This window comes from Sorangium sp. So ce426, from assembly GCF_051475585.1.
In the GTDB taxonomy this organism is placed as follows: Bacteria; Myxococcota_A; Polyangia; order Polyangiales; family Polyangiaceae; genus Sorangium; species Sorangium cellulosum_B.
The window spans coordinates 7,255,113-7,278,947 of sequence record NZ_CP150341.1 but is presented as its reverse complement, the minus strand read 5'-3'; the positions used below and the strand labels follow the sequence as shown (position 1 = coordinate 7,278,947).

18 protein-coding genes are annotated in these 23,835 nt (G+C 71.0%); 11 read left to right on the top strand and 7 right to left on the bottom strand.

All coding sequences use genetic code 11. From position 1 onward, the window contains the following. Nucleotides 1-237 precede the first annotated feature (237 nt). Complete coding sequence (locus WMF44_RS27080) at nucleotides 238-2,214, top strand: hypothetical protein (RefSeq protein WP_437292925.1); 1,977 nt, start codon at nucleotides 238-240, stop codon at nucleotides 2,212-2,214. A gap of 272 nt (nucleotides 2,215-2,486) precedes the next feature. Continuing rightward, the gene (locus tag WMF44_RS27075; protein WP_437292924.1) at nucleotides 2,487-3,020 is read left to right on the top strand and encodes a hypothetical protein; all 534 of its coding nucleotides are present in this window, start codon (nucleotides 2,487-2,489) and stop codon (nucleotides 3,018-3,020) included. On the opposite strand, the gene WMF44_RS27070 is transcribed toward WMF44_RS27075, so the two are convergent. The 3 genes from WMF44_RS27070 to WMF44_RS27060 form a co-directional block, all read right to left on the bottom strand. Next, nucleotides 3,014-7,948: a translocation/assembly module TamB domain-containing protein gene (locus tag WMF44_RS27070; RefSeq protein WP_437292923.1), complete on the bottom strand. Its 4,935-nt coding sequence runs from the start codon at nucleotides 7,946-7,948 to the stop codon at nucleotides 3,014-3,016. The two genes, WMF44_RS27075 and WMF44_RS27070, sit on opposite strands and share 7 nt — an antisense overlap. Nucleotides 7,949-7,953: 5 nt before the next feature. Then, nucleotides 7,954-8,271: a hypothetical protein gene (locus WMF44_RS27065; RefSeq protein WP_437292922.1), complete on the bottom strand. Its 318-nt coding sequence runs from the start codon at nucleotides 8,269-8,271 to the stop codon at nucleotides 7,954-7,956. A gap of 66 nt (nucleotides 8,272-8,337) precedes the next feature. Further along, entirely contained in the window at nucleotides 8,338-8,502 is a 165-nt protein-coding gene (locus tag WMF44_RS27060) for a DUF1328 family protein (RefSeq protein WP_012237660.1), read from the bottom strand. Nucleotides 8,503-8,920: 418 nt separating this feature from the next. Between WMF44_RS27060 and WMF44_RS27055 the strand changes: the two genes are divergently transcribed. Next, nucleotides 8,921-10,228, top strand: coding sequence for a DUF362 domain-containing protein (locus tag WMF44_RS27055; protein WP_437292921.1), 1,308 nt, complete (start codon nucleotides 8,921-8,923; stop codon nucleotides 10,226-10,228). Between the two features lie 46 nt (nucleotides 10,229-10,274). Here the strand turns inward: WMF44_RS27055 and WMF44_RS27050 are convergent, their stop codons facing one another. The 3 genes from WMF44_RS27050 to WMF44_RS27040 form a co-directional block, all read right to left on the bottom strand. Continuing rightward, nucleotides 10,275-10,859 (bottom strand): Uma2 family endonuclease, encoded by a 585-nt coding sequence (locus WMF44_RS27050; RefSeq protein WP_437292920.1) that lies wholly within the window; start codon nucleotides 10,857-10,859, stop codon nucleotides 10,275-10,277. Nucleotides 10,860-10,969: 110 nt separating this feature from the next. After that, nucleotides 10,970-11,368 carry a hypothetical protein gene (locus WMF44_RS27045; protein WP_437292919.1) on the bottom strand — a complete coding sequence of 133 codons (399 nt, stop codon included), beginning with the start codon at nucleotides 11,366-11,368 and terminating at the stop codon, nucleotides 10,970-10,972. Between the two features lie 430 nt (nucleotides 11,369-11,798). Then, complete coding sequence (locus WMF44_RS27040) at nucleotides 11,799-13,850, bottom strand: B12-binding domain-containing radical SAM protein (RefSeq protein WP_437292918.1); 2,052 nt, start codon at nucleotides 13,848-13,850, stop codon at nucleotides 11,799-11,801. Between the two features lie 132 nt (nucleotides 13,851-13,982). Here WMF44_RS27040 and WMF44_RS27035 point away from each other — a divergent pair, with 132 nt between their 5' ends. The 8 genes from WMF44_RS27035 (at nucleotide 13,983) to WMF44_RS27000 (ending at nucleotide 23,297) form a co-directional block, all read left to right on the top strand. Next, nucleotides 13,983-15,593 (top strand): DUF2169 domain-containing protein, encoded by a 1,611-nt coding sequence (locus WMF44_RS27035; RefSeq protein ID WP_437292917.1) that lies wholly within the window; start codon nucleotides 13,983-13,985, stop codon nucleotides 15,591-15,593. Between the two features lie 199 nt (nucleotides 15,594-15,792). Continuing rightward, entirely contained in the window at nucleotides 15,793-17,931 is a 2,139-nt protein-coding gene (locus WMF44_RS27030) for a type VI secretion system Vgr family protein (RefSeq protein WP_437292916.1), read from the top strand. Between the two features lie 215 nt (nucleotides 17,932-18,146). Next, nucleotides 18,147-18,629, top strand: coding sequence for a DUF6484 domain-containing protein (locus tag WMF44_RS27025; protein WP_437301616.1), 483 nt, complete (start codon nucleotides 18,147-18,149; stop codon nucleotides 18,627-18,629). Continuing rightward, on the top strand, nucleotides 18,626-19,870 hold the full coding sequence (locus tag WMF44_RS27020; RefSeq protein WP_437292915.1) for a TIGR02270 family protein: 1,245 nt from the start codon (nucleotides 18,626-18,628) through the stop codon (nucleotides 19,868-19,870). Before WMF44_RS27025 ends, WMF44_RS27020 begins: the two co-directional genes overlap by 4 nt. Nucleotides 19,871-20,076: 206 nt before the next feature. Beyond that, nucleotides 20,077-21,114, top strand: a complete 1,038-nt coding sequence (locus WMF44_RS27015; RefSeq protein ID WP_437292914.1) for a beta-ketoacyl synthase N-terminal-like domain-containing protein — start codon at nucleotides 20,077-20,079, stop codon at nucleotides 21,112-21,114. A 20-nt stretch (nucleotides 21,115-21,134) separates the two neighbouring features. Then, nucleotides 21,135-21,863, top strand: coding sequence for a hypothetical protein (locus WMF44_RS27010; protein ID WP_437292913.1), 729 nt, complete (start codon nucleotides 21,135-21,137; stop codon nucleotides 21,861-21,863). Between the two features lie 47 nt (nucleotides 21,864-21,910). Further along, complete coding sequence (locus WMF44_RS27005) at nucleotides 21,911-22,492, top strand: imm11 family protein (RefSeq protein ID WP_272093933.1); 582 nt, start codon at nucleotides 21,911-21,913, stop codon at nucleotides 22,490-22,492. 1 nt (nucleotide 22,493) lies between these two features. Continuing rightward, the gene (locus WMF44_RS27000) at nucleotides 22,494-23,297 is read left to right on the top strand and encodes an Imm49 family immunity protein (RefSeq protein WP_437292912.1); all 804 of its coding nucleotides are present in this window, start codon (nucleotides 22,494-22,496) and stop codon (nucleotides 23,295-23,297) included. Between the two features lie 58 nt (nucleotides 23,298-23,355). On the opposite strand, the gene WMF44_RS26995 is transcribed toward WMF44_RS27000, so the two are convergent. Next, nucleotides 23,356-23,826 carry a DUF4150 domain-containing protein gene (locus WMF44_RS26995; RefSeq protein ID WP_437292911.1) on the bottom strand — a complete coding sequence of 157 codons (471 nt, stop codon included), beginning with the start codon at nucleotides 23,824-23,826 and terminating at the stop codon, nucleotides 23,356-23,358. Nucleotides 23,827-23,835 lie beyond the last annotated feature (9 nt).

The following is a 23,835-nucleotide window of genomic DNA, read 5'->3' as shown; positions in this document are numbered from 1 at the left end:
GGAGCGCCCCGCTCTGCGATCTGCGGGGGGCGATCCGGGGGAGGGGCGGGAAGGGGGGCTGTCCGCGGCATTTGGGGCCAGGTGTTTTTTTGAAATGGGAAGCAGGGCGGGCGTCCCTTCACGTTCGGTCACTGCCGGTGTTGGACGGCGCGTCATGGCACCGCGCAAGGAGGAATTATGTCTTCGAGACTATCAAGAACACTCTCACCCTTTCTCGTCCTGAGCGCCGTCTCGCTCGTGGCATGTCAAGTCGAGCTCTCCCTCGGCGGGGCCGGCGACAGCTCCACCACCAGCTCGGGAGTCGGCGGCAGCGACGGTCCCGGGGGCAGCGGCGGCAGCGACGGTCCCGGGGGCAGCGGCGGCAGCGACGGTCCCGGGGGCAGCGGCGGCAGCGATGGTACCGGGGTGGGCGGGGGTGACTCCGGCACGGGCGCAGGCGGCTGGATTCCCCCGCAGTTCACGCCGGACAAGGTCGATCTCCTCTTCGTGGTCGACAACTCCGCCTCGATGTCGGACAAGCAGGAAGTGATGCGCCTGGCGCTCGCCGACTTCGTCGACGGCTTGACCAACCCGCTCTGCGTGGATCCGACCGGCGTTGCTCCGGGCGTCCAGCCCGCGAGCGGGTTGAGCGCATGCCCCGCAGGCACATTGCGCGTGCGCACTCCGGTGCAGGACATGCACATCGGTGTCATCAGCAGCAGCCTCGGCGGCCACGGGTCGAGCACCTGCCAGGCGCAGACGTCGCCTTCGAACGTCGACATGGCCCGCCTCCTCGCGCGCTCTGAGGCGTCGAGCGAGAACGATCTGCCGACCTACCAGGACAAGGGGTTCCTCGTGTGGGACCCGGCCGGAAGCCACGTCCCCGCGGGAGACTCCGATCCGGTGGCGCTCGCCGGAAAGCTCAGCGATATCGTGCAAGGGGTCGGGCAAGCAGGGTGCGGCTACGAGGCGCCGCTCGAGAGCTTCTATCGCTTCCTCGTCGATCCCGAGCCGTATGGGACGATCGGTCTCGTGAACGAAAGCGCCGTACCGGCAGGGCTCGACACGACGCTCCTGGCGCAGCGGAAGGCCTTTCTCCGGCCGGACTCGCTCCTGCTCATCGTGATGCTCTCCGACGAGAACGATTGCTCGATCAGGGAGGAAGGCAAGAACTACCTCGTCGCCGAGACGGGAGCGGGCTTCAGGATGTGGCGGCCGCGGAGCGAGTGCGCCACCAACCCGAACGATCCGTGCTGCAGGAACTGCTCCCAGAGACAGGACGGTTGCCCCAGCGATCCGGTCTGCACCGGCCCCGATGGCAACGCCGCCAGGCTCTCCGCGGCGGAAGACCCGGTGAACAGCCGGTGCTGGGACCAGAAGCGCCGCTTCGGGTTTGACTTCCTCTACCCGGTCGATCGGTACACCCGGGCGCTCACGGAGCCCATGGTGGCGTCGAGGAGCGGAGAGCTCGTGCCGAACCCGATCTTCTCGGATCTGGACCCGAGCGACGACAACACCCGGACCCGAGGGCCGCAGCACATCGTGTTCACCGGCATCGTCGGCGTCCCGTGGCAGGACCTCGCGCGCCAGAACGCGCTCGGCGAGCCCGATCTCCTGGACGGCCTGAACCAGCTCGGCCAGCCGGTCGGCGGGCTCAAGAACGCCGCCGAGCTCGCCGATCCGCCGTCCGGGACGACCCTCAGCAGCACCTGGGGAGCCATCCTCGGCGATCCGGCGAACTACATCCCGCCCGCGGATCCGCTCATGGTCGAGTCGGCGGCGCCCCGCTCGGGCGTGAACCCGATCACCGGTGACGCGACCGTCCACCCGAGCAACGCGGGCTGGAACCCGATCAACGGCCGCGAGTACACGATCCCGCCGGGGAGCACTGGAGATCTCCAGTACGCCTGCATCTTCCCCCTCGCCGAGGAGCGCGTTTGCGAGGGGAGTGCCCAGTCGTGCGATTGCAGGTCGATCGCCGGCACGCCCAGCGACAACCCGCTGTGCAGGCCCGAAGGCACGAACGACCCGGCCGACCCCGGGGCGCGGTCCACGACGCAGGACCACGCCAAGGCCTACCCCGGCCTCCGTGAGCTGCAGCTGATCCGGAGCCTCGGGGAGCGCGGGGTCGCCGGCTCGATCTGCCCGGCGCAGCTGGCCGACACCACGTCGGCTGACTACGGCTATCGGCCGATCATGAACGCCGTGCTCGACCGGCTCTCCACCGCGCTCTGACGCGTCGGCGCCCCCGTCGACGCGGCCCGCCCAGGGGCGGCGCGCGGAATGCATACAACGCATACGCCGCCCCTGGGCTCGCGGAGGAGACGACTTCCGCGCGCTCCCGCGGATCCTCCCGTCAAGCCGCTGGCACAACCGCGACACAGCAAGACACCGCGATCGCGGTGCCCGCGCCGAAAACCGCGCGCTCCGCCCGAATTGCGTCCGCTTCCCGTGGCACCGAAGCTGCTTCATGGTGGGGTTCGGACAAACGCAACGCGGAGGTTCTGATGCGCCACAAAGGGATGGCTCTCTTGCTGATCGTGATCGGGCTCGTGGGCTGCCACAGGGACGGCGGCGGCGACACCGGAGGGCCGCCGGATCCGCCCGGATCAGAGACCTGCGGCGGGTTCCTCGGGACCCCCTGTCCCGACGGGCTCGCCTGCGTCGACGATCCGGGCGACGACTGCGACCCCGAGCACGGCGGCGCGGACTGTCCCGGCGTGTGCGTCGAGGACCCGCCGACGACGATGTGCGGGGGATTCGCGGGTTTCCCGTGTCCCGACGGGCTCGAGTGCGTCGACGATCCGAGCGACGACTGCGACCCGGAGCGCGGCGGGGCGGACTGCGGCGGCATCTGCGTGGAACCGACGCCCAAGCCGCCGTTTTGCGGGGGGTTCGCGGGGATCGAGTGCCCCGAGGGGCTCGTGTGCATCGACGATCCGAGCGACGACTGCGACCCGAAGCACGGCGGGGCGGACTGCGGCGGCATCTGCGTGGTGCCTGACGAACGGGCGCGCCCGCTGCGCGACGGCGCTCAGTAGCGGTGCTTCCAGAGCAGGTCGAGGCTCGTCGCCGGGTTCGCGCCGGTGGCCATCGCCGCCCGCAGGGACCAGTCCCGGCGGAAGCGCCACTCGAGGCTCACCTCGGTGCGCGCCTGCGCGCCGGTGTTGCCGCCCCCGGACCCCGGCCCCTGTCCTTGCCCCGTCGGCCCCGCCTCGTAGGTCGCGCTCGCGGTCACCTGCTGCCCGAGCTGGTAGCCCACGGTCGTCTTCAGCGCGCCTTCTTCGGTCGTGCCCAGCCTCGTCTCGAAGTTCCGGAGCGGACCGATGCTCTGGAGGATCATGTTGAGCTGCGCGGACGCGAGCCCCGTCCCCACGCTGGCCGCGACCCCGCCGGCGGCGCTGCCGCCGCCCGACGCGGGCTGCTCGGACGTGCCGCCCGCCAGCGTCCCTTCCGCGAACTCCCTGCCGAGCAGGAGCTCGGCGATCACCTCGTTCTCCGGGCGCGGCGGCTCCGAACGGAAGGTGATCTTGTCCTCGGTGATCGGGTTGAGCTGCCCCACATAGTCGATGAAGATGCGCGTCCCCTCCGGCGTGTCGTGGAACGCCCTCACGTTCAGGAACGGGTTCGAGGGATCCCCCTGCAGGGCGACCACGCCAGGCTCGATCTCGAACTCCTTGCCGAGCACCTCGAGCCTGCCCGACACGATGTTCACGTTGCCCCGGATCTCGGTCTCTCCCGCGACCTTGATGCGGAGGGGGTGCGCCCGATCCCCCGACAGCGAGGCCCGCACCATGTCGCCCTCGACGCCGATCCTGCCGAGGTGGACCTCCACGGCGATCGGCGTGCCGCCCTCGCTCTCCTCCGCCTGCTCCGGCGGCTCGGCCGGGGCTCGCCGCGCCTCGTAGTCCTCCTGGCTGAGCGGCGCCGACGTCGTGATGGTCGGGTTCTCGCCGAGCGGCTGCACGCTCCGCCCGATCGTGGGCGGCAGCGTCAGATCGAGCGAGGGCACGTCGACGCGGACGGCGATCTCCTCGGCCCGCTTCTCCGCCGCGAGCGCCACCCGGCCGCGCACCTCGCCCATCGGGACGCCCTCCAGCGTGATCGGGAGGGCCCGGCCGCTGGGGATCGAGAGCTCGGCGCGGGCGTTCCGGAACGCGAGCCCTTCCATCTGGAGGGTCGCGCTCCCGCGCACCTGGCCGTTGCCTGCGTCGGCGCGGAGGTCGTCGACGCGGAGCTCGCCGGAGGGGCTCGCGGCGACGCGGAACGAGGCGTTCTCGAACGGCTGGCCGATCGTGGCCACCTGGACGACGCCGCCCTCGAGGCGCATCTCGCCGGAGAAGCCCGCCTGCGCGCCGAGCCCGAGCCGCACCTCGCCGTCGAGCGTGCCGTCGAGCCGGTTCACCGAGCCCTGCACGAACGGCTCCAGCGCCGTCAGGCGGAAGCGATCGACAGCGAGCGACACCGAGGCGTTCCGATCGTCGGTGAGCGTCGGGATCGCGTTCGCCTCCCACACCATGGGCGCCTGGGCCCTGGCCTCGAGCCGGCCGCCGTCGCGCCCCTCGAGCCGCACGCTGGCCACGGCCGCGGTGCGCCCCGCGCCGCCCGGCGGCGCGATGTCGAGCGACGCCTCGGCGGTCTCGTACCGCGCGTCGGGGCCGAGCGTGAGGCCCGGGACCTGGAGGTGCGCCCTGACCTCGGGCGCGGCCTCGAACAGCCCGCGCACGGAGATCTCGCCGCGCGCCTCGCCGCCGATCTGCATGTCGGCGAGGACGGGCACCTCCGCGAGCGGCAGATCCGCGATCTTCGCCTCGAGGCTGCCGTCGCTGAAGCGCCGAGCGGAAGGGGCCCCGCCGAGGAGGGCGGCGGCGTCCGCGCCGAGCTTCGCCTTCGCCGTCATGTACGTGATCGGTCCGCGGAACGCGTACGCGTCGAGCGCGGCTTCGCGCCCGTCATAGACGAGCAGCGTGTCGAGCCGGACCTTGCCGAAGAGCGAGGGGCCGGCCGTGCCGCTCACGTTCACCGCCGTCGCGCGGGCCACGAGCCGGGGCTCGGCGAGCTTCCCCGCGAAGTACACGTCGAGCCCCGCGGAGCCGGAGAGCACCGGCGTCCGCTTCCCGAGGGCGGCCAGCTCGGTGAGATCGTTGAGCCGGCGGCGCGGCACGCGGAGGTGCGCGGCGATCGACGCCCGCGGGAGCGCGGCGGCCGGATCGGCGAGGAGCGCCGGCAGATCGGCGTCGAGCGCGGCCGAGAGCTCCGCCACGAGCTGGCGATCGAACACCGACAGCGTGACGTGGGCGTCGCCGGTCTCCGCGTCGAGATCCCCCGCGATCCGCGCGTCGAGCTTCCTCGACACCCACGCCGGCGCGCCCGTCTGCGCGTCGATCGGCCCGGCCGCGCGCAGGCCCTCCGTGCGGACAAGGAGGCTCCGCACCGACGGGAGCCGCTCTCCCGCCTCGCGCGCCACCGCGAGGCGCGCGGTGAGCCGGCCCGAGAGCTCGCTCAGCGCGAGCTGGACCGGCGACACCTGCGCCAGGCACCCGAGCTGCCACGCGTCGGCGTCCATGCGGGCCGAGCCGGTGACGGTCTGCCAGGTGCGCGCCGAGAGGAGCGGCCCGCGCAGCCTCGCCGCGCTCCCGTCGACCAGCACGCGCGCGATGGCGCCGTGGCACACCGGCGGGGGTGGCGCCTTCTGCTGCGACGCCGCGTCGAAGGCCGTGGTCAACGTCGGGTCGGGCGTCGCGCCCCGGCGCTGGGCCTCCTGCCCCTGCGCGGGCGGCGGCTCGGGCGGCGCGAGCAGCCGGACCAGGCCGTCCGCCTTCAGCGCCTCCCCGTCGAGGCGCGCCGTCACGTTCATCGAGAGCCGCGGCGCCACGCCCGGCGCCGAGCCGTCCTCGAGCTCGATCTGGAAGCGCCCCGCGCGGCGCGCCCCCCGGCCGTGCACCGACACGTCGAGGTTGGCGAGGCCTCCTATCCCGAGCGGCGCGCCGGTGATGTCGGCGATGCGCGCGAGGTCGATCGCGGTGCCGCGGAGGTCTCCTTCGATCTCGTCCCCGGCGAGCGAGAGGCTCCCCTCGATCTCCCCCACGCCGTCGCCGCGCAGCGCGAGCCCGCGGAGGGCGATCCCGCGGTCCCACGCGACGCGGGCGGCCTGCGCTGTCACCTCGTCCTCCCCGCGCGCCACCTCGACGCGGAGCTGCCGCGCCTCGCTCCGCGGCAGATCGAGGCGGGCGGAGGCCGTGATCCGGCGCTCCGCGCTGGCCAGCGACACGCGGACGCGCGGCGCCGTGACGGGCCCCGCGGCGCTCGCCGCCACGCTGCGGAACGCGTACTGCTGGGCGCGGAGGTCGGCGCCGCGGAACACGCCGTCGATCGTGAGCTTGTCGAGCGGCCCCCTGGCCTTGGCCCGGACCTCGCCGCGCCCGAGCTTCAGATCGGACCCGACGCGGAGCCCGGCGACGCGCACGGTCGCCTCGGCGTCGAGCGCCTCGTCCCTGAGCGATCCCTCGACGTGGAGCGCGGCGCTGCCGTGGATGCCGCGCGGGACGCGCTGCACCGCGCCGAGCGACGGGATCTCGCTCTGCGCCTCGAACCTGAGCGCCCCGTCCTTCGAGCGGGCGACGCTGGCCTCGATGGGCGCGCCGGGCTCGTGGATCGTCGCCGCGGCCCGCAGCGCGCCGCGCTCGAGCGTCGCGCGCGCCTCCGTCGCCGGCACGCGCTGCCCCGCGACGACGAACGGCTCCGTCCTGGCCTCGGCGACGATGCGCGGCCCGCCCTCCTCGTCGAGGTGGATCTCCCCGCGGGCCTCCGCGCTCACCCGCGCGGCGGGCGCCGCCCCGACGAAGGCGCGCGGGTCGAGCTCCGAGATCCGCACCTCGGCCGTGATGCGCTTCGGATCGAGCGCGTCGAGCCGGGCGCTGGCGGTGACCTCGCCGGTCACGGCGTCGCTCGCGACGAGCGGATCGAGGACCGCGACGCGCGCCGTGACGGCCAGGTCCGAGAGCGCTCCGTCGGCCGTCACCAGCACCGAGAGCGGCCGGGCGAGCGGCGCGCTCGGATCGATCGCGAGGGCCGCCTCGGGCGTCACGCGCGCGGACGAGACCCGCGCCGTGAGGCGCTCGTCCTTCAAGGTCCCCTCGGCCGTGAGCGGGATCGCGCCGACGCTCCCTTCGAGCTTCGCGGTGAGCTCCATCGGCGCGTCCGCGGGCACGCTGACGCTCCCTTCGATCCTTGTCGCCTCGACCGGGACCGGCAGCAGGCGCCGCTCCGTGATGCGCACGCGCTCGAGCGCGTACCGGCTCCGGTCCGCGACGACGACGCCGCCGGCGAGATCCTCGATCGTCGCGTCGATGGGGCTCCCTGGCGCGACGGTGCCGTGGACCGCCGCGCGATCGAGCACGACGCGCGACAGCTCGAGGCGGAGCGGCCGCGCAGGCTCGGCGGGCGGCTCCTCCGGCGGCTCCGACGGCGTCGGCGTGAACGCCTCGGCCAGGGTGAGCGCGCCTTGCTCGTCCTGCTCGAGCAGCACGTCCGCGTCCGCGATCCGGACGAGCGGGATCGTGACGGCGAGGTCGCCGTCGCCGAGGAGGAGCTCCCTGGCGATCGACAGCGCGTTGAAGTCCGCGTGGACGCCGCTGACGCGCAGGAGCTCGGTTCCGTTCGGGTGGCTCACCGTCACCCTGGAGATGTCGGCGGTGAAGAGGCCGAGGCGGTCGACGTGCTCGATCTCGATCCGCCCCTCGAGGCTGGACCGCAGGGTATCGTTGACGAGCTGCCTTGTCAGGTTGCGGGTCGACCCGGCGTTCAGGTGGATGACGGCGCCGACCGCCGCCGCAGCGACGAAGACGCCGCCCAGGCCGATCACACTGGCCGACACCGCGGCCGCGCGGGCCAGCGCCCGGCGAAAGCGGCCTTGCCGGCGCGGGACGCCGGTGCCGGGCGCGGGAGGGCGGGCGGGAGTCTCTGGCATATCGCCTAGGGACCGCTCCGGGCGCGCGGGAAATCGTGGCCGGGGACCTCGTGAGGCGGCGGCGCCGGGATCTCCTGCGTGTGCGCGGGCGCAGGCACCTCGGGCTGGTGCCTCGTCCCCGGATCTCCTCCGGGCTGTGGCGTCCCCGGGAGCTGGATCTCCCGGTCCGGCGACGTGCGACCAGGCGAGCCGGGGGTCGCTGGCGGCGCCGGCGTTTCGCCGGGGGGGCTCGCCGCCGGCTGCGGCGCGCCGGGCTTCCAGGGTTCACCGTTCGGCGAGATGTCCGGCGCGCTGTTCGACGCGCTGTCCAACGTGCTGTCCAACGTAGCGTTCCTCTCACCGTTCCGCGGTTGCGACGCGTTCTTCATGGCCTCCACCCTGTCTCCGGATCATGCCGGCATGCGGCGCCCGAGCGCGAGCGAAATCACGGCGAGCACCAGGAACGCGACGAACAGGATCTTCGCGATCGACGCGGCGCTGGCGGCGATCCCGCCGAAGCCGAAGATTGCGGCGATGATCGCGATGATGAAGAAGGTGACAGTCCAGCCGAGCATGATGTCCTCCAAAGGGGGTCTCAGGGGTCGATCCGTTGTCTTCGTGGGGACGACCTCAACGTGGTTCCTGACGGCGGCTGTTCGCCGCGGTTCCTTGCTGTTCCCTGACGTGGCCAGTTGCAGCCCCCGTGCCGCCCGGCGGCAGAGGCCGTCGGCCGGCGCGCTCTCGGCGGCGCGAGGCGGGCAGCGTCGAGATCGGCCCAGCCGCTTCCGTCCGGGCGCGCGCGCGGCGCCTCGCGCCTGGGGCAAGATGCCTCGATCGTGACAGGGTGGACCTGCGCGGCGGGGCGCGGGCGTCGGGCGAGCGCGCGCCTGCGCCGCGCTGCTCCATGCCGGCAGCGTCTGCACGGAGGCTCCACGCGGACGCCCCGCAACTTCCCGGAACGGGCGACTCTGGACGGGTTATAAGGGCCCCGCCATGCCGAAATCGAAGGTCGCTGTGATCCGCACGTCGCCTGTGACGGTGCTCTCGGACTACCACCGGCTGATGAACCTGGCCGGTTACCAGGATGTGGTCGCCAAGGACGCCGACACGGCGCTCAAGGTGAACATCTCCTGGCACTTCTTCTACCCGAGCTCATCCACGACGCCCTGGCAGCTCGAGGGGGTCATCCGGGCGATGACGCAGGACGGGTACTCGAAGGACCTGATCCACGCCTGCCACAACCGCACGGTCGTCATCGACGCCCACCTCGGCGAGCGCGAGAACAAGCAGATCGACGTCGTGCAGGCGCACGGCCTGCGCAACGTCCACCTCTACGAAGGGGAGGAGTGGATCCCGATCGGGGACGCGGTCGGCGATCTGCGGAAGAAGTTCCTCTGTCTGAACGAGGTGTACCCGAAGGGGTTCTCGATCCCGAAGCGCTTCATCGGGGAGAACATCATCCACCTGCCGACGGTGAAGACCCACATCTTCACGACGACGACGGGCGCGATGAAGAACGCGTTCGGCGGCCTCCTGAACGAGCACCGGCACTGGACGCACCCGGTGATCCACGAGACGCTCGTGGATCTGCTGATGATCCAGAAGAAGATCCACCGCGGGGTCTTCGCGGTGATGGACGGGACGTTCGCGGGGGACGGCCCGGGGCCGCGCTGCATGGTGCCGCACGTGAAGAACGTGCTGCTCGCGTCCTCGGACCAGGTGGCGATCGACGCCGTGGCGGCGAAGCTGATGGGGTTCGATCCGCTGCGCGATCTCAAGTTCGTGCGGCTGGCGCACGACCTCGGCCTCGGGACGGGCGACGTGCGCGACATCGAGCTCGTGGGCGACGTGGACGCGGCGAACGAGCAGTGGAACTTCGATGGACCCTTCAAGGAGATGACGTTCGCCTCGCGCAACCAGCACCGCATCTACTGGGGTCCCCTGAAGAAGCCGATCGAGTGGTCGCTCAAGACGTGGCTCGCCCCCTGGGCCTACGTGGCGTCGGTCACGTATCACGACATGTTCTGGTACCCGCGCTACGCGAAGGAGAAGATGGCCCCCGTGCTGGAGAGCCCCTGGGGGCGCCTCTTCGCGAACTGGGGCAAGGTGCAGCCCGACGCGGCGGGGCAGGGCTACCCGGAGGTCGGCGAGGCGAGCCACGAGCTCGTCCGGAGCGGGGTGAAGCACTTCCTGGAGGGCATGCGCCTCGTGGGGATGGCGGTCGCGGAGTCGCCGGAGATCATGGTCCGCAAGCGGGCGCGCGCGCAGGCGGCCAGCGGGGGCGGGGCGGCGGCGGTGTAGTCCTGGAGCGGCGGCTCCGCGCCGGCCGAGCGCCGAGCGGAGCCGCTCAACCGCTCGTGGGCCGAGCGAAGACCTTGAGGTAGAGCTCGTCCACTGCCAGATCGCAGCCGATCGACGCGATCTGGAGCCGCTCGCCCGGCCCGAGCACGCGGAGCAGCCAGGTCCCGTCCGGCTGGCGACGGAAGTGCTCGACCTCCACCTGCTTCTGGGACAGCAGGATGTAATCGGCGATGGATGGAATGCCCCGATACAGGGCGAATTTGCCGCCGCGGTCGTAGCTCTCCGAGGAGTCGGAGAGCACCTCGAAGACGGCTGTGGGGTTGAGCAGGGTGTCGCGGTGTTCGTCCTCGAACAGGGGCTGGCCGCAGACGACCGAGGCGTCCGGGTAGACGTAGCGGCCCGTCGTCACGTTCTTGATCCGCAGGTCGGACGCGTGCGCCTCGCAGGGACGCGCTCGCAGCGCGCCGCGGAGCTCACCCACCACGTTGGCCGCGATGAGGCTGTGCTCGCGCGTGCCGCCCGACATCGCGAACACCTCGCCGCCAGCGTACTCGTGCTTCACCTCGGAGGAGCGCTCGAGCGCGAGGTACTCCTCCGGGGACAGCTTCGCCTGGGGCGCCTTCTGGGCCATGCCGGGTTCTACCATGCCCTCCCGAGGGCAGGCGGCCGGCGGGAGCGGAGCGGCGGCGGTATAGCGCCGGGTGGGCGGCCCCAGGCGCCGCCCGCGACCCGCCGCGCCTTTCAGCCGACGCCGCCGCCCATGGCCGTGCCGTCCGAACGATAACACGCGTAATAATAGCCGAGCTGCCCCGGTACCCCCCGCTCCGTGTAGCTCGCCGTCAGGTAGTACGTCATCGCCCAGCCCCACTGGCCGAGCGAGTACGAGTAGCCGTAGGACCAGCTCCCGCTCGTCGAGTCGACGTAGAACTTCGAGACGCCGTTGAGCGGACCGCTGTACATCGTGCCGATCGTCGCTCCGCCGGGCTGGTTGCGGAGCGTGAGGGACTGGGCGCAGGCGGCGTTCACCGCGCCCTTCGTCTCCGCCTGCTCGGCGACGGCGGTCTGCTCGTCGACCTCCGCGTCGTCCCCCAGCTCCGACGAGGAGTCCGCATCGACGACGCACCCCGTCAGCGCGAACACCGAACCCAGGATTGCGAATGCATTGAAACTTTTCATTCTATGATGCCTTTGAACTCCACCGCGCGACGACCCGCACGCGGCTTCCCCAAGCAAGCGCGCCGAAGGCGCATGTCCTATCGACTCCCGGAGCCTCCTCCTGTGCTTCGCTGGCTCGGGGGCTCGGGGGCGACGGACCTCCAACGAAGGAATTTAACCGATCGTGAAGGCTTGTGGGAAGCCCATTTGATCCGTCGTTGATGCATCGATGATGCATCGATTCATCGCGTGTGCGACGACAGGCCGCTTTCACCTCACGTCGGACGACATCGCCGTCGCGGCGCGCGGCCACGCAAGCAAGCCACCCATGCCATCGTCCGCGGATCCGCGCCTCGATGCGCGACGGCGAGCCATCGCGTGATGCGTCGATCGCCGTTCCTGTGCGGATCGAGGCTCAGCGTGCCGCGCTGGTCGCGTGCGACGGCCGTCGCCCCGACGTCACGGCCGGCGCGGCGCCCGCGACGAACCTGACGCGCACCGGCCTCGGCCGGAGCGGCGGCAACGACCGGGCGAGCCGCTCGTAGGCGTCGCGCCCCACGCGCCGCTCCTCGTGGACGAGCGTCGCCCAGATCTCCGCCTCGCGCGCCTCCGCGTGCTCGGCGGCGCGCGGATCGAAGCGCAGCCCGCGCTCGATGGCGCTGGCTCCGGGGATGCCGTCGTCGGGGCGGCGCGCCGCGCGATCGCGGAAGACGCCGGGGCCGAAGCGGTCGTACTGGAGGATCGTGTGCGCGGTCGACACGGCGCCGGCCCACGGATAGCTGCGCAACGTCCAGCCGCGCGACAGGTCGGAGAGCCGCGCGTCGACGTCGGCGCGCTCGGCGTCGGTCTTCCACGGCTCCCGCGGGACGAAGAACAGGCCGAGCCCGAGCTCGTCGCCCTCGAGCGCGAACACCTCGTCGATCCCGAAGCGCTCCGGGGTCTGCGCGACGAGCGAGCCGTGCGTCAGCCCGAACTCGCCGACGATGTAGACCGCGAGCGCCTCCCGCCGCGCGCGCAGGAAGTCGAGCGTCTCGACGGCCTCGGCGTGCGTCTCGGTGGGGAAGTCCGTGAAGCACATCGCCTCGGCGGCCACGCCCGCGGACGCGAGGTGGTCGATGACGTCGGAGACGACCTCGACGGGCGCGCCCTTGTCGATGAGGCCGAGGACGCGCGGCGACGCGGACTCGACGCCGAGCGCGCACGCGACGGCGCCCGCGCGGCGCAGCACGTCCGCGCGCTCCCTGGTCAGGTACTTCTCCGGCTTGAGGTCGGTGGCCCACCGCACGTCGAGGCCGGCGTCGAGGATCGCCTGCGCCATCTTCACGAGCGTCTTCGGCGCGACCGAGTCCTGCGACAGGTAGAAGTGGCGCGTGCCGTGCCGCGCGCCGAGGGCCGCGAGGTGCGCCACGATGGTCTCGACGGCGCGCTCGCGGTACGCCGCCGTGCCGACCTCCGCGAGCCCGTAATGGCAGAAGGTGCATTTGCCCCAGTAGCAGCCCCGCGTCGGGTCGTACGGGAGCACGAGCGCCGGCGCGAGGTACGCCTCGAGGGGGAGCCCACTGAAGTCGGGCGCGGGGAGCGCCTTCAGGTCCTCCATGCCGTGACCGGGCGTCCAGCGCGCGCCCATCAGGCGATCGCGCGCGACGACGTTCGGCACGTCCCGGAGCGGCCGGCCCTCGTCGAGCGCGCGCGCGAGCGCGAGGAGGGTGTGCTCGCCCTCGAACAGGCATGCCGAGTCGAACGGGCCGAGCGCGCGCGCGAGCCGCTCGCCCGACAGCCGGAGGAGCAGCTGCGTGACGCCGGGGCCGCCGCACGTGACGTGCGCGCCGGGCAGCGCCTCCTTGATCTTGCGCGCGAACGCGTACGCGGGCTGGAGCTGGCCCGGGAAGCACACGGAGAGGCCCACGATGTCGGCGCGCGCGTCGCGGAGCCGGGGCACGAGCGTCTGCTGCACCCAGGCGTCGAAGGGGTCGTGCTCCGGCCGGCTCGACCGGGCGATCTCGTCCATCGACGTGAGGCCGAACGGCGTGCGGTACGCCGTGAAGTCGAGCTTGAGCGGGTGGTGCGTGGCGGACACGACGCCGAGCGCCGCGTCGAGCGTCGCGACCGCGCGGGCGTAGGCGTCCGGATCGTAGAAGGCGTCAGGGGAGCGGAGCGTGGCCTTGGCGAGGTCCACCGCCTCCGGGACGGCGTGCGCGTCGCCGCGCGCGCGGGCGAGGGCGACGTACTCGAGCTGCTCGGCGTGCGGGAGCGCGGGGCGGCGGTCGAGCTCCCCGAGGCGCGCCTCGAGGCGGTCGCGGAGGTCGGCCATGCGCTGCGCCGTGAGGAGCGCGTCGAAGGCCTCGACGTTCGCGTCGACGGGCAGGACCTCCACGCCGTTCGCGCGGAGGAAGCCGGTCAGCATCGGCACCGCGAGATACGGGGCCGTGGGATCGCAGGTCGGCGGGTAAACGAGCGCGATGCGCATCGGGGCGGCGGTCTAGCACAGGGCTGGAGGAGCGTCCGGCCCGGGCGTCCGGCCTCACGGCGCGGCGCGGCGAGGGGCTCGGGCGCGTCCGACGGCGCGTATCCCTGCATCCGCGGTGGTATCTTCTCCGCCATGTCGCACGCGTCGATGTCTGCGTCCGGCCAGCGAGTCGCCATCACCCCGCTCGGCCCGGCCGTCGCTGCGACGGTCTCCTGGCGTCTTCGCGGCCGGCTCCATGTCACCGTCGTCGTGAAGGCGACGTTCGCGCTCGTCCCCGAGGGGCGCATGTCGCTCGTCGCCCCGGAACCGATCGCGGCGGAGGAGCAGCCGGATCCTTCTGGTCAGCGGCTCCAGATCGCGAGCGATCTCGCGCCGTACCTCGATCCGTGCGGTGTCGTGGTGACCGGCCATGCAGAGCTGCCGCCGGGCTTCTCGTCGCCGCACGCCATGGTCCGGCTCACGGTCGTGCAGGACGGCCAGGTCCGCATCGACAAGCACGCTCAGCTCGACGGCTCCGCGCGCGTCGGGCCAGCCCGTTGCCACGTCCGTATCGACGGCCTGGGGCCGCTTCCCCGCACATCACCGCTGCGCAGCCGGCTGCTCGGCGCGGTCGACGCGCGTCGCGTTCACGGCTCGCTGCTCGACATCCCCGAGGGGCTCGACTGGAGCTACTTCCAGGCGGCGCCCATGGATCAGCGCATCCCGGCGCTGCGCGGCGACGAGTGGATCGTGCTCGGCGGCATGATCGCGCAGCGGCCGAAGCTCCGGACGCAGCTGCCCGAGGCGCGCGGCGTCGCGCGGCTGTACCGCCAGAAGCTCGCCGCGCCGCGCGCCGGGGAGCCGATCCCGCTCCGCGCCGACGCGGTGCACGTCGACGTGGATCGGCGGCGCTGCGCTGTGGTGTGGCGAGGCCATGCGCCCGTCGAGGAGGCGGAGATCCAGTCGCTGCGCGTGCTCGCGGGTGTGGAGCTCCCGGCGCAGCCGATCGCGTGGGCCGATCCGTTCGCCGCCGGCAGCGCGCCCGCTGCGCGCGCGGCGCCCTCGGGATCGGCCGCGCAGCAGAACCCCAGGGCCAGCACGCTCGACGGCACCAACCAGCTCAGCCCCGAGGACGCGGCCAGGCTGGTCGCGGCGGCGGCGACGCCGTTCAGCGCGACGCGAAGGCCCACGCCGGCGGCGTTGCAGCCGGCCGCCGCCCCGCAGGCTGCGGCCGCCGCGCCGGCGCGGCCCGGCGGCGTCCGCGATCTGCTCGGGGAGACGGACGCGCTCGATCCCGAGGACGCGGCCAGGCTGGTGGCCGCCGGGGCGATGCCGTTCAGCGCGACGCGAGGGCCTTCGGAGCCCGCGCGCTCGGCGACGCCGGCGACGTGGCAGCCGGCCGTCGCCCCGCGCGCGGCAGCCGTCGCGCCGGCGCGGCCCGGCGGCGTTCGCGATCCGCTCGCGCAGACGACCTCACTCGAGCCCGAGGACGCGGCGAGGGCGATTGCCTCCGCCGCGACGCCGTTCGACGCGCGCCGGGCTCCGATCGCCGCGCCTGCCGGGCCTCCGCGCCAGGCAGCGTCATCCAGCGCGCCTCCAGCGCCCCCTTCGCTTCTCTCGCCAGCGCCTCTCGTCGCCGCGCAGGTCCCTGCGGCGCCGCCCATCGTGCACCCGCAGCGCCTCGGCGATGCGGGCGCCTTGCCGGAGGCGCTCGGCGCTCAGTTCCTTGCCGCGATGGCCGAGGCAGGGCTGCTTCACGGCTAGCACCCCCCGGGACTGCCGAGGCCGCGCCGCTCCGGCGCGCGCCCGTCGCCGCGCCAACGTCGCGTTCGGCTGTCCCGGCGCGCCTCAGGCATCGAGCTCAGCCGTCCATTGCGGTCGAGCGGTCGCAGCATGTAGGATGACTCCGGTTGAATGCTGCCCGCGGTCTGTCCGCGCACGCGCTCCGAACAGGGGAGAGTCCATGCACTCGTTTCAGGTCGACGGACTGGAGCACGAGCTCCGTGTGACGCGGTTCGAGGGGCGCGAGGGCATCTCCGAGCTCTTCCATTTCGATGTGCTGGTCGCTTGCGCGGACAGGGACATCGCGTTCGCGGACGTCGTGGGCAAGACGGCGCTGCTCACCTGGCAGGTCGGCGAGCTGCCGAGGCACCTTCACGGTGTCGTCGCGAGCTTCGAGCAAGGTGAGGAGGGCAAGCGGGTCACGGCGTATCACGCCACGATCGTGCCCGACGTCTCCCGCCTCAAGCACCGCAGGAACAGCCGGATCTTCCAGGCGCTCTCCACCCCGGAGATCATCGAAAAGGTCCTGGGCGCGGCCGGGATCGCGAGCAAGGGGTATCGCTTCGTGCTGAGCGGCGCCTATCGCCCGCGGGAGTACTGCGTGCAGTACCGGGAGAGCGACTTCGCCTTCGTGTCGCGCCTGCTCGAGGAGGAGGGCATCTGTTATTACTTCGAGCACGACGAGGGCGGCCACGTGCTCGTGTTCTCCGACGGTGCGTCGGGGCACGGGCCGATCGCGGGGGAGAGCACCGTCGTGTTCCGGCCGCCGCTCGGCGCGCTCCACCAGAGCGAGCACGTCTCCCGCTTCCGTTATGCCGAGCGGGTGCGCTCCGGGAAGGTGACGCTGCGCGACTACAACTTCAAGAAGCCCAGCTTGTCGCTCGAGAGCAACGCCCAGGCCGAGGCGGACGACGATCTCGAGGTCTACGACTATCCTGGGGACTACGACGCGCCCGGCGCGGGATCGAGCATCGCCAAGATCCGGCTCGAGCAGCTCCAGACCTCACGCAAGACCGGCAGCGGCGAGGGCGTCTGCCCGCGCTTCGTTCCTGGCCAGACCTTCACGCTCGCGGAGCACGCGCGCGACGATTTCAACCGGGAGTATCTGCTGGTGTCCGTGCGCCATGAGGGCCACGAGCCCGTGGTGGACGCTGTCCCCGAGGGCGACGCCGCGGCCTACCGGAACGAGTTCCATGTCGTGCCGTCCGACGTCCCCTTCCGTCCGCAGTCGGTGACGCCTTGGCCGACGATCAAGGGGATCCAGACAGCGATCGTCGTCGGTCCTGCTGGCGAGGAGGTCTATACGGACGAGCATGGCCGCATCAAGGTCCAGTTCCACTGGGATCGGGAGGGCAAGAAGGACGCCCAGAGCTCGTGCTGGATCCGCGTGAGCCAGATCTGGGCGGGCTCCGCGTGGGGCGCGGTGTTCCTGCCGCGCATCGGCCACGAGGTGGTCGTCGACTTCCTCGAGGGCGATCCGGACCGGCCGCTCGTGGTGGGGAGCGTCTATCATGGCACCAACGTGCCGCCGTACGCGCTCCCTGCGGAGAAGACGAAGAGCACCCTCAAGTCGAGCAGCTCGAAGGGCGGCGGGGGGTCCAACGAGCTCCGGTTCGAGGACAAGAAGGGCTCGGAGGAGATCTTCCTGCACGGCCAGAAGGACTGGAACATCGCGATCGAGCACGACAAGAAGCAGTGGATCGGGAACGACGAGGCGCTCGAGGTGGACCACGACCGGAGCAAGGTGGTGGGGAACGACCAGAGCGAGCAGATCGGCGGCAACAAGAGCATCGACGTCGCGAAGAGCCATACGGAGAGCATCGGCGAGGACGAGACCCTCTCGGTCGGGGGGAGCCGCTCGGTCACCGTGGAGGGGGATCACACCGAGTCGGTCGGGGGGAGCCAGTCGATCGACGTGGGCAAGAGCCAGAGCGCGTCGATCGGCAAGAACAAGAGCGAGACGGTGGGCGGCTCGAGCTCGGAGAGCGTCTCCAAGGGGAAGTCGACGAGCGTGGACGAGGGCTACACCGTGACGGTGGGCAAGGACATGACGGTGACGATCGGGAAGAGCGCGAAGGAGGAGGTGAAGGAGAAGAAGACGATGATCATCGGCGAGAAGCTCTCGATCCAGTGCGGGGACGCCACGATCACGGTCGAGAAGAACGGGAACGTGACGGTGCAGGGGAAGAAGATCACGGTGAAGGGCGAGGGGCCGATCCGGGTCGAGGGGAAGAAGCTCGACGTGAAGAGCGAGGGGGCGGTGAACGTCGAGGCGTCGGGGAACGTGAAGATCAAGGGGAGCAACGTGGGGGTGAACTGAGGCGGATGGGGGGATCTCGGGCGCTTCGGGGATGGGGGGAGCGGAGGAGCTGGGCAATGAGAGACGACGGGCGGGCACCGGCGGCGGAGCCGAGCGGCGAGGTGATCCTGATCGAGGAGGCCGAAGGGGAGGCGGCGGCAGCCGGCGGGGAGGTGGCGGACGAGGGCGGGGGAGAAGCGGGAGCGAGCGAGGGAGCGGAGGGGCTCCTCGAGCTGGTGGTCGCGGCGCACGAGGAGCGTGTCCGGGCCGAGGCGGAGAAGGCCGGGCCGATCGAGGGCGTCGTTGTCGGGCGGATCGTGGGGTTCGCGCAGAGCGGTGAGCCGCTCGTCGAGGCGGCTGTCCTGGGAGAGGGGGCGCGCGGGGGGATCGCTGCGCGGGCGATGACGGCGCTCGGGCCCGAGGACGAGGGGCGGGAGGTGGCGCTCCTGTTCGAGGGCGGGCGGCGCGACAGGCCTGTGGTGATGGGGCGGATGCACGTGGCGGGGGAGAGCGCGAGCGCGGCGGTGCGCGACGGGGCGACGGCGACCGCGGACGGCGAGCGGCTTGTGTTCACCGCGGAGAAGGAGATCGTGCTCCAGTGCGGGAAGGCCAGCATCACGCTGACGCGCGCCGGGAAGATCTTGATTCGTGGGGCGTATCTGCTGGCCCGGTCCTCCGGCGTGAACCGGATCCAGGGCGGCTCGGTGCAGATCAATTGATCTCGACGATCGAGGTCGAGATCTTCGGGCAGCACGCCTCGGAGGCGGCGTTCCTGTGGTCGTACAGGGACGCTGCGGTGGTGGATCCGCTCTACGATTTGCAGAGCCTCGGTGAGCTGGACGAGCGGCTGGAGGCGCATGTCGACGGGCTGCGGCTGGCGGGTGATGCGGGGTGGGAGATCTGCAAGGACGCCATCGACGAGGAGGAGCCCGGGAGTCTGTTTGCGCCCATGGTGCTCGCCGTGGAGCGGCGGGATCTGCGGGGCATCGCCGGGGTGCTCGACGTGGGCGGGAGCGTGCCGGCGCTGTCGCGGGCGATCGTGTCGGCGCTGGGGTGGGTGAGTTTTGACAAGGTGCGGGGGATCCTTCCGGGGCTGCTCTCGCACCGGGTCGGGCCGGAGCTGCACCGCATCGGGATCGCGGGGTGCGCGGTCCAGCGGCAGGACCCGGGGGCGGCTTTGGGATACGCGGTGATGGCGAGCGACCTGCGCCTGAGGGCGCGGGCGCTGCGCGCCGTGGGGGAGCTCGGGCGGGGGGATCTGCTGGGCGAGGTGCGCGGAGCGCTGGGCAGCGAGGACGAGGCGTGCCGGTTTGCAGCGGCGTGGTCGGCGGCGTTGCTCGGCGATGCGGCGGCGCTGAGGGTGCTCGGGACAATCTCGGATCGTGGCGGGCCGTTCGCGGAGAGGGCTTGCGCGATGGCGATGCGGAAGATGGATCCGGGGGTGGCGTCCACATGGCTGCGCGCGATCGCCGGGACGATGCGGGGGGCGCGCGTGGCGCTCGCGGGGGCGGCGGCGCTCGGGGATCCGGCGCTGATGCCGTGGATCATCGAGTGCATGGGGACGCCCGAGCTTGCGCGGGTGGCGGGCGGGGCGTTCACGATGATCACCGGGGTGGACCTCGAGGCGGCGAAGCTGCGGGGGGCGCGGCCGCCGGGGTTTCAGGCCGGGCCGAGCGATGATCCAGAAGACGAGGACGTGGCGATGGATCCGGACGAGAGCCTCTCGTGGCCGGACAGGGAGAAGATCGCGACGTGGTGGGGCAGCCGGGGGAAGGAGCTGAAGCGGGGAACGCGGTACCTGCTGGGGAGGCCGATGGCGGTGGAGTGGATGGGCGAGGTGCTGCAGAGGGGGAGCCAGCCGGCGAGGGGGGCGGCTGCGGTGGAGCTGGGCTTGGGCAGCGCGGGGCCGGGCATGGTCGAGGTGCGTGCGCCGGCGCGATGCCGTCGGCGGGAGCCGTAGCCAGCGAGGCTCTCGATGACCCTCGTTGACGCTCTCCGGTCGATACCCTCGGATGAACGAGGCGTTGCTCATCCGTGACGCACGCAAGCGGCGCCATCGGCTTCGGGATCACGGCACTGGGAATGGTCAGCGCGCTAGGCCGTGATGTGGAGACCTCATGCGCCGCCGCCCGGGCCGGGCTCAGCGCTGCTTCCGAGCTGACGGTCATGGACTTCCGGACCCAGGCGCTCTTCGGCTCGGAGACCCTCGACGGGCCGCCGATCGTGTTCGGCCACGTCGTCAGGGAGGTGGCCGAGGGGTTTGCTGGGCCTGGCAAGGCCCTTGTCCTTGGTGCGGCGGCGCTCCAGAATCTGATGCGGCGCAGGGGCCTGTCGCATCGCGAGCTTCGCCACACCGGGCTGGTCGTCAACCTATCCGATGCGGCGGTGCAGGACGCCGACGCGCGCGGCAGCTCTTCCGACGTCCACGGGGCCTCTCCCTCCGCCGCATGGCGAGCCCGCACGGCGTCCTTGGCGCAGCGGCTCGCGGACATGGCCGAGATGCCCATTCCAGGCCAGCTTCAGGCCGTGCGCCACGCCGGCAACGCAGGCATGTCGCTCGCGGTAGCGGACGCGATGACCATGATCCGGGATGGAAGAGCCGAGCGCTGCCTCGTCGGAGGCGTCGACTCGCGCGTGGAGCCGGGGTTCCTCAAGGCGGCTGCCCGCCTGAGGTTGCTCCGGACCAACGAGAACCCGGTTGGCCTGGTCCCTGGCGAGGGGGCGGCGTTCTTCCTCATCGAGCCGATCGATTCACGCCGGGCCCCCACCGCTCCCACAGGCGCTCCGCTCGCCTTCATCGAGTCCGCGGTGTCCGCCGGCGATCCAGTCGGTCTGCTGTCCGAGGCCACCCCGAACGGGGACGCGCTCGCCCGGGCCGTGCTCGGGTCGCTCTCGCCGAGGCACGTCGTCGAGCGGCCGATGTCGGCATGGCTCATCGGAGACCTGAACGGCACCGAACGGCGAGCCATGGAGTGGGGCGGCGCCCTGATGCGGGTGCGCGAAAAGATCGACATCGGCGGCCTGTCCTGCTGGTTCCCGGCGACGTCGTTTGGAGATACGGGGGCGGCGAGCGCAGCGATGGCCCTATGCATGGCAGCGCGGGCGTTCGAGCGAGGCTATGCGCCCGCGCGAAGATGCGTGATCTGGATGTCCTCGGAAGGCGGCGCCAAGGGCGCTGTCGTGCTGCACGGCGGCTCGGGCTGACTGCGCGAAAGAGGTGGAGCGTGAGCAACAGGCATATGGAGGAGGCCAACGGCTGGAAGTTCAAGCGCCACCGCGACGGCGACAAGCACGAGAAAAATTGCTCCGACGGGTACTACCGCACGCTGACCATCCGCGACGGGACGGAGAAAACCAGGGGGGAACGGCGGGTCACCGAGATCCACCACGTGCTCTGCGTGCATGCCTGCTCGGACGAGACATTCCCGCCCACCTTCACCCAGGAGAGGATCGGCTTCATCCACAAATTGCTTGCGATCACCGACTGGGACATCAACGGATCCGGCAACAATATCGGTCTTCCGAAGAAGTGGGCCTATGTTCTCGATCCTGGCAACACGACACAGTGGGGCGGGTTGCCGTGCCACCAGGTAGATCACGACATCTATCTTGATGCGCTCGAGCTGTGGATGGCCGAGAACGTATGGGACAAGATCGAGGAGAATAAGCAGCAAAAAAAATGTGAGAAAATGGCCCCCGAGTCTGTCAAGGAGTTGTTCGAGTGCGGGAGCATCGAATGGAAAAAGTTCTTGAAGAAGAGAGGCACGGATCACGGCGGCACCAAGGCGTGCCTCGATTACTGCCTCACCGGGTCGAACGACCCAGCCAAGGAGAGCGTATGGCACATACCGTTCTCTATGGCATGTCCGGAGAGTGACGTACGACGCCGCGTCAAGCCGCCGGCGGGGGCCTCGGTGGCAAGGAAGCACCTCCTGGCTGCTGCGGTTAAGTAGAGTCGAATAGCTGCCGGGATGTCGCAAAGAAAGGAGTGGATGAACGTATGAGCTTCTTGCTGTGGAGGCCGGGGCGAAACATCGACGGTATCTGCAAGATCCTGGACGTGGAGGGGGTGGAGGACGCCTTCGAGCTAGCGCAGGGGGTGTCTCGGGCCACCGGCTGGCCCAAGGACGCGCGCTGCCGGATGGACCCTCGCAAGCCGAAGGACATCGCACTGGCGGATAGCCTGCTCGGAGCGAAGCGCCTGGTCGTCTCCGGGCGGGTGAAGAAGGCGCTCGAAGACGCCGAGGTCAGCAACGTCGAGCTCTTGCCGATCGCGATCATCAACCACAAGGGCCACACCGCATCGGCTGACTATTTCATCGTCAACCCGCAGGACGTCTGCGACTGTATCGATGTGGCGCAGTCGGGCGTCAAGTGGAACGCGCTCGATCCCGATTCGATCTGCGCCTGCGACTCGCTCGTGCTCAGGCAAGACGTGGTGCCCGCTTCGTACAAGGTGTTCCGCCTCCACAAGTGGCGGAACCTGGTTGTGATTCGCCGGGAGCTGGCTGATTCCATGCTGGCGCAGGGGCTTTCCGGGCTGAGCTTCATCGAGCCCTCCAAGTACACAGGGCTCGGCTGAGATGGATATTGCCGACGTTCATGCGGAGCTGGTCTCCGAGATTCATTACAACATGCTCTGCGTCGGCAAGGCGCCCATTGCAGAACTCGGCGATATCTTTGATGAGCTCGCCGCTCAATTCGGAGCTCTCGGGATCTGTCACCTGCTCGAGTTCGCGGATGTCGGCGAGTTTCGTACGAACCTGATCCGCAGCGGGCATTCACGGCGGTACTTCTTGCGGCGCTCGCGCGCGGAGGGCAACGTGCGCGACAGGCACCTGGCGCTCAACCGGACGAACTCCGTCCTCGACGCCGTCGTCGCCGGCGACCTCGCGCTAGCGCGCCAGATCGCGGACGAGTCAACCGAAGTGTGGAATCCCGATTGGGAATACGAGGATGACCATTGCTTCTTCCTGCTGCTTCACAGGATGCTGCAGAACCCGGGTACCTCCCCACCGCCCGATGCACCGGTGCTCCTGACGCGCTTCGAGCGCTCCCTGGAAAATCGGCGATCGCCGCGGTATGACGTATGTCGATCGCTGGTGGCACGGGACTCGGAGGGGTTCGAAGCGTCGGTATCGGCGCTGCTGGAGGAGGAGGCGGGGAGGAACGACGAGGCTCGTGATTCAGCGGCTGTGCACGAGGGTGACGTCGTGTACTGGCCGCGCAGTTATCTCTCCCTCGAGGGCCTGGCGCTCATCAAAATCGCCGAGCTTCTGGGCATGAAGGTGAGCGGCGAGCTGGCCCGCTGCCCCAGGATCGCGCGTCTGCCCTGGGCCAGTCACTCCGTCGAGGATCTCTTCGCGGCGATCGAGGGCCTGCCCTGACGTGTCCGTGCGGCCCAAGAGGCCGCCGTGCACGTGCACAGCGGGCTCGGCCGCTATTTCAGAATTCCTTTTCGCACGCGGCGCACACCCGCTTCGGCGCCTGCCCTGCTGGCAGGATCACCACCACCGGCCCCTGCATCACCGGGAACGGCGGCGTGTTCTTGTCGTTGTGCAGCATCAGGTCGAACGCCCTCGCCACGTTCTTCCCCTCGAACTTCACGTCGAACGAGAAGTTCACGAACTCCGCCTTCCCCTTGGTCTTGCTCGACACGATCCCGCCGAGCGAGCCGGCCTCGTCCCCGGTGCTCGTGCTGAAGTTCGAGTCCTTGACGCAGACCGACTCCCCGTCGCACTTCACCTTCTTCGTGCCCTTGGCCGTGTCGCCGCTCTTGGCGATGTTCGGGTAGGGGATCGGCAGGGGCGGCGCGGGCGGCGCCGGGGTCTTGCAGACGTCCGGGAATGCGATCGTGATCCCGCTGCTCTTCGCGTGGACCACTGACATCATGTTCACGCCTACGGTCACGCCCATCGCCATCTC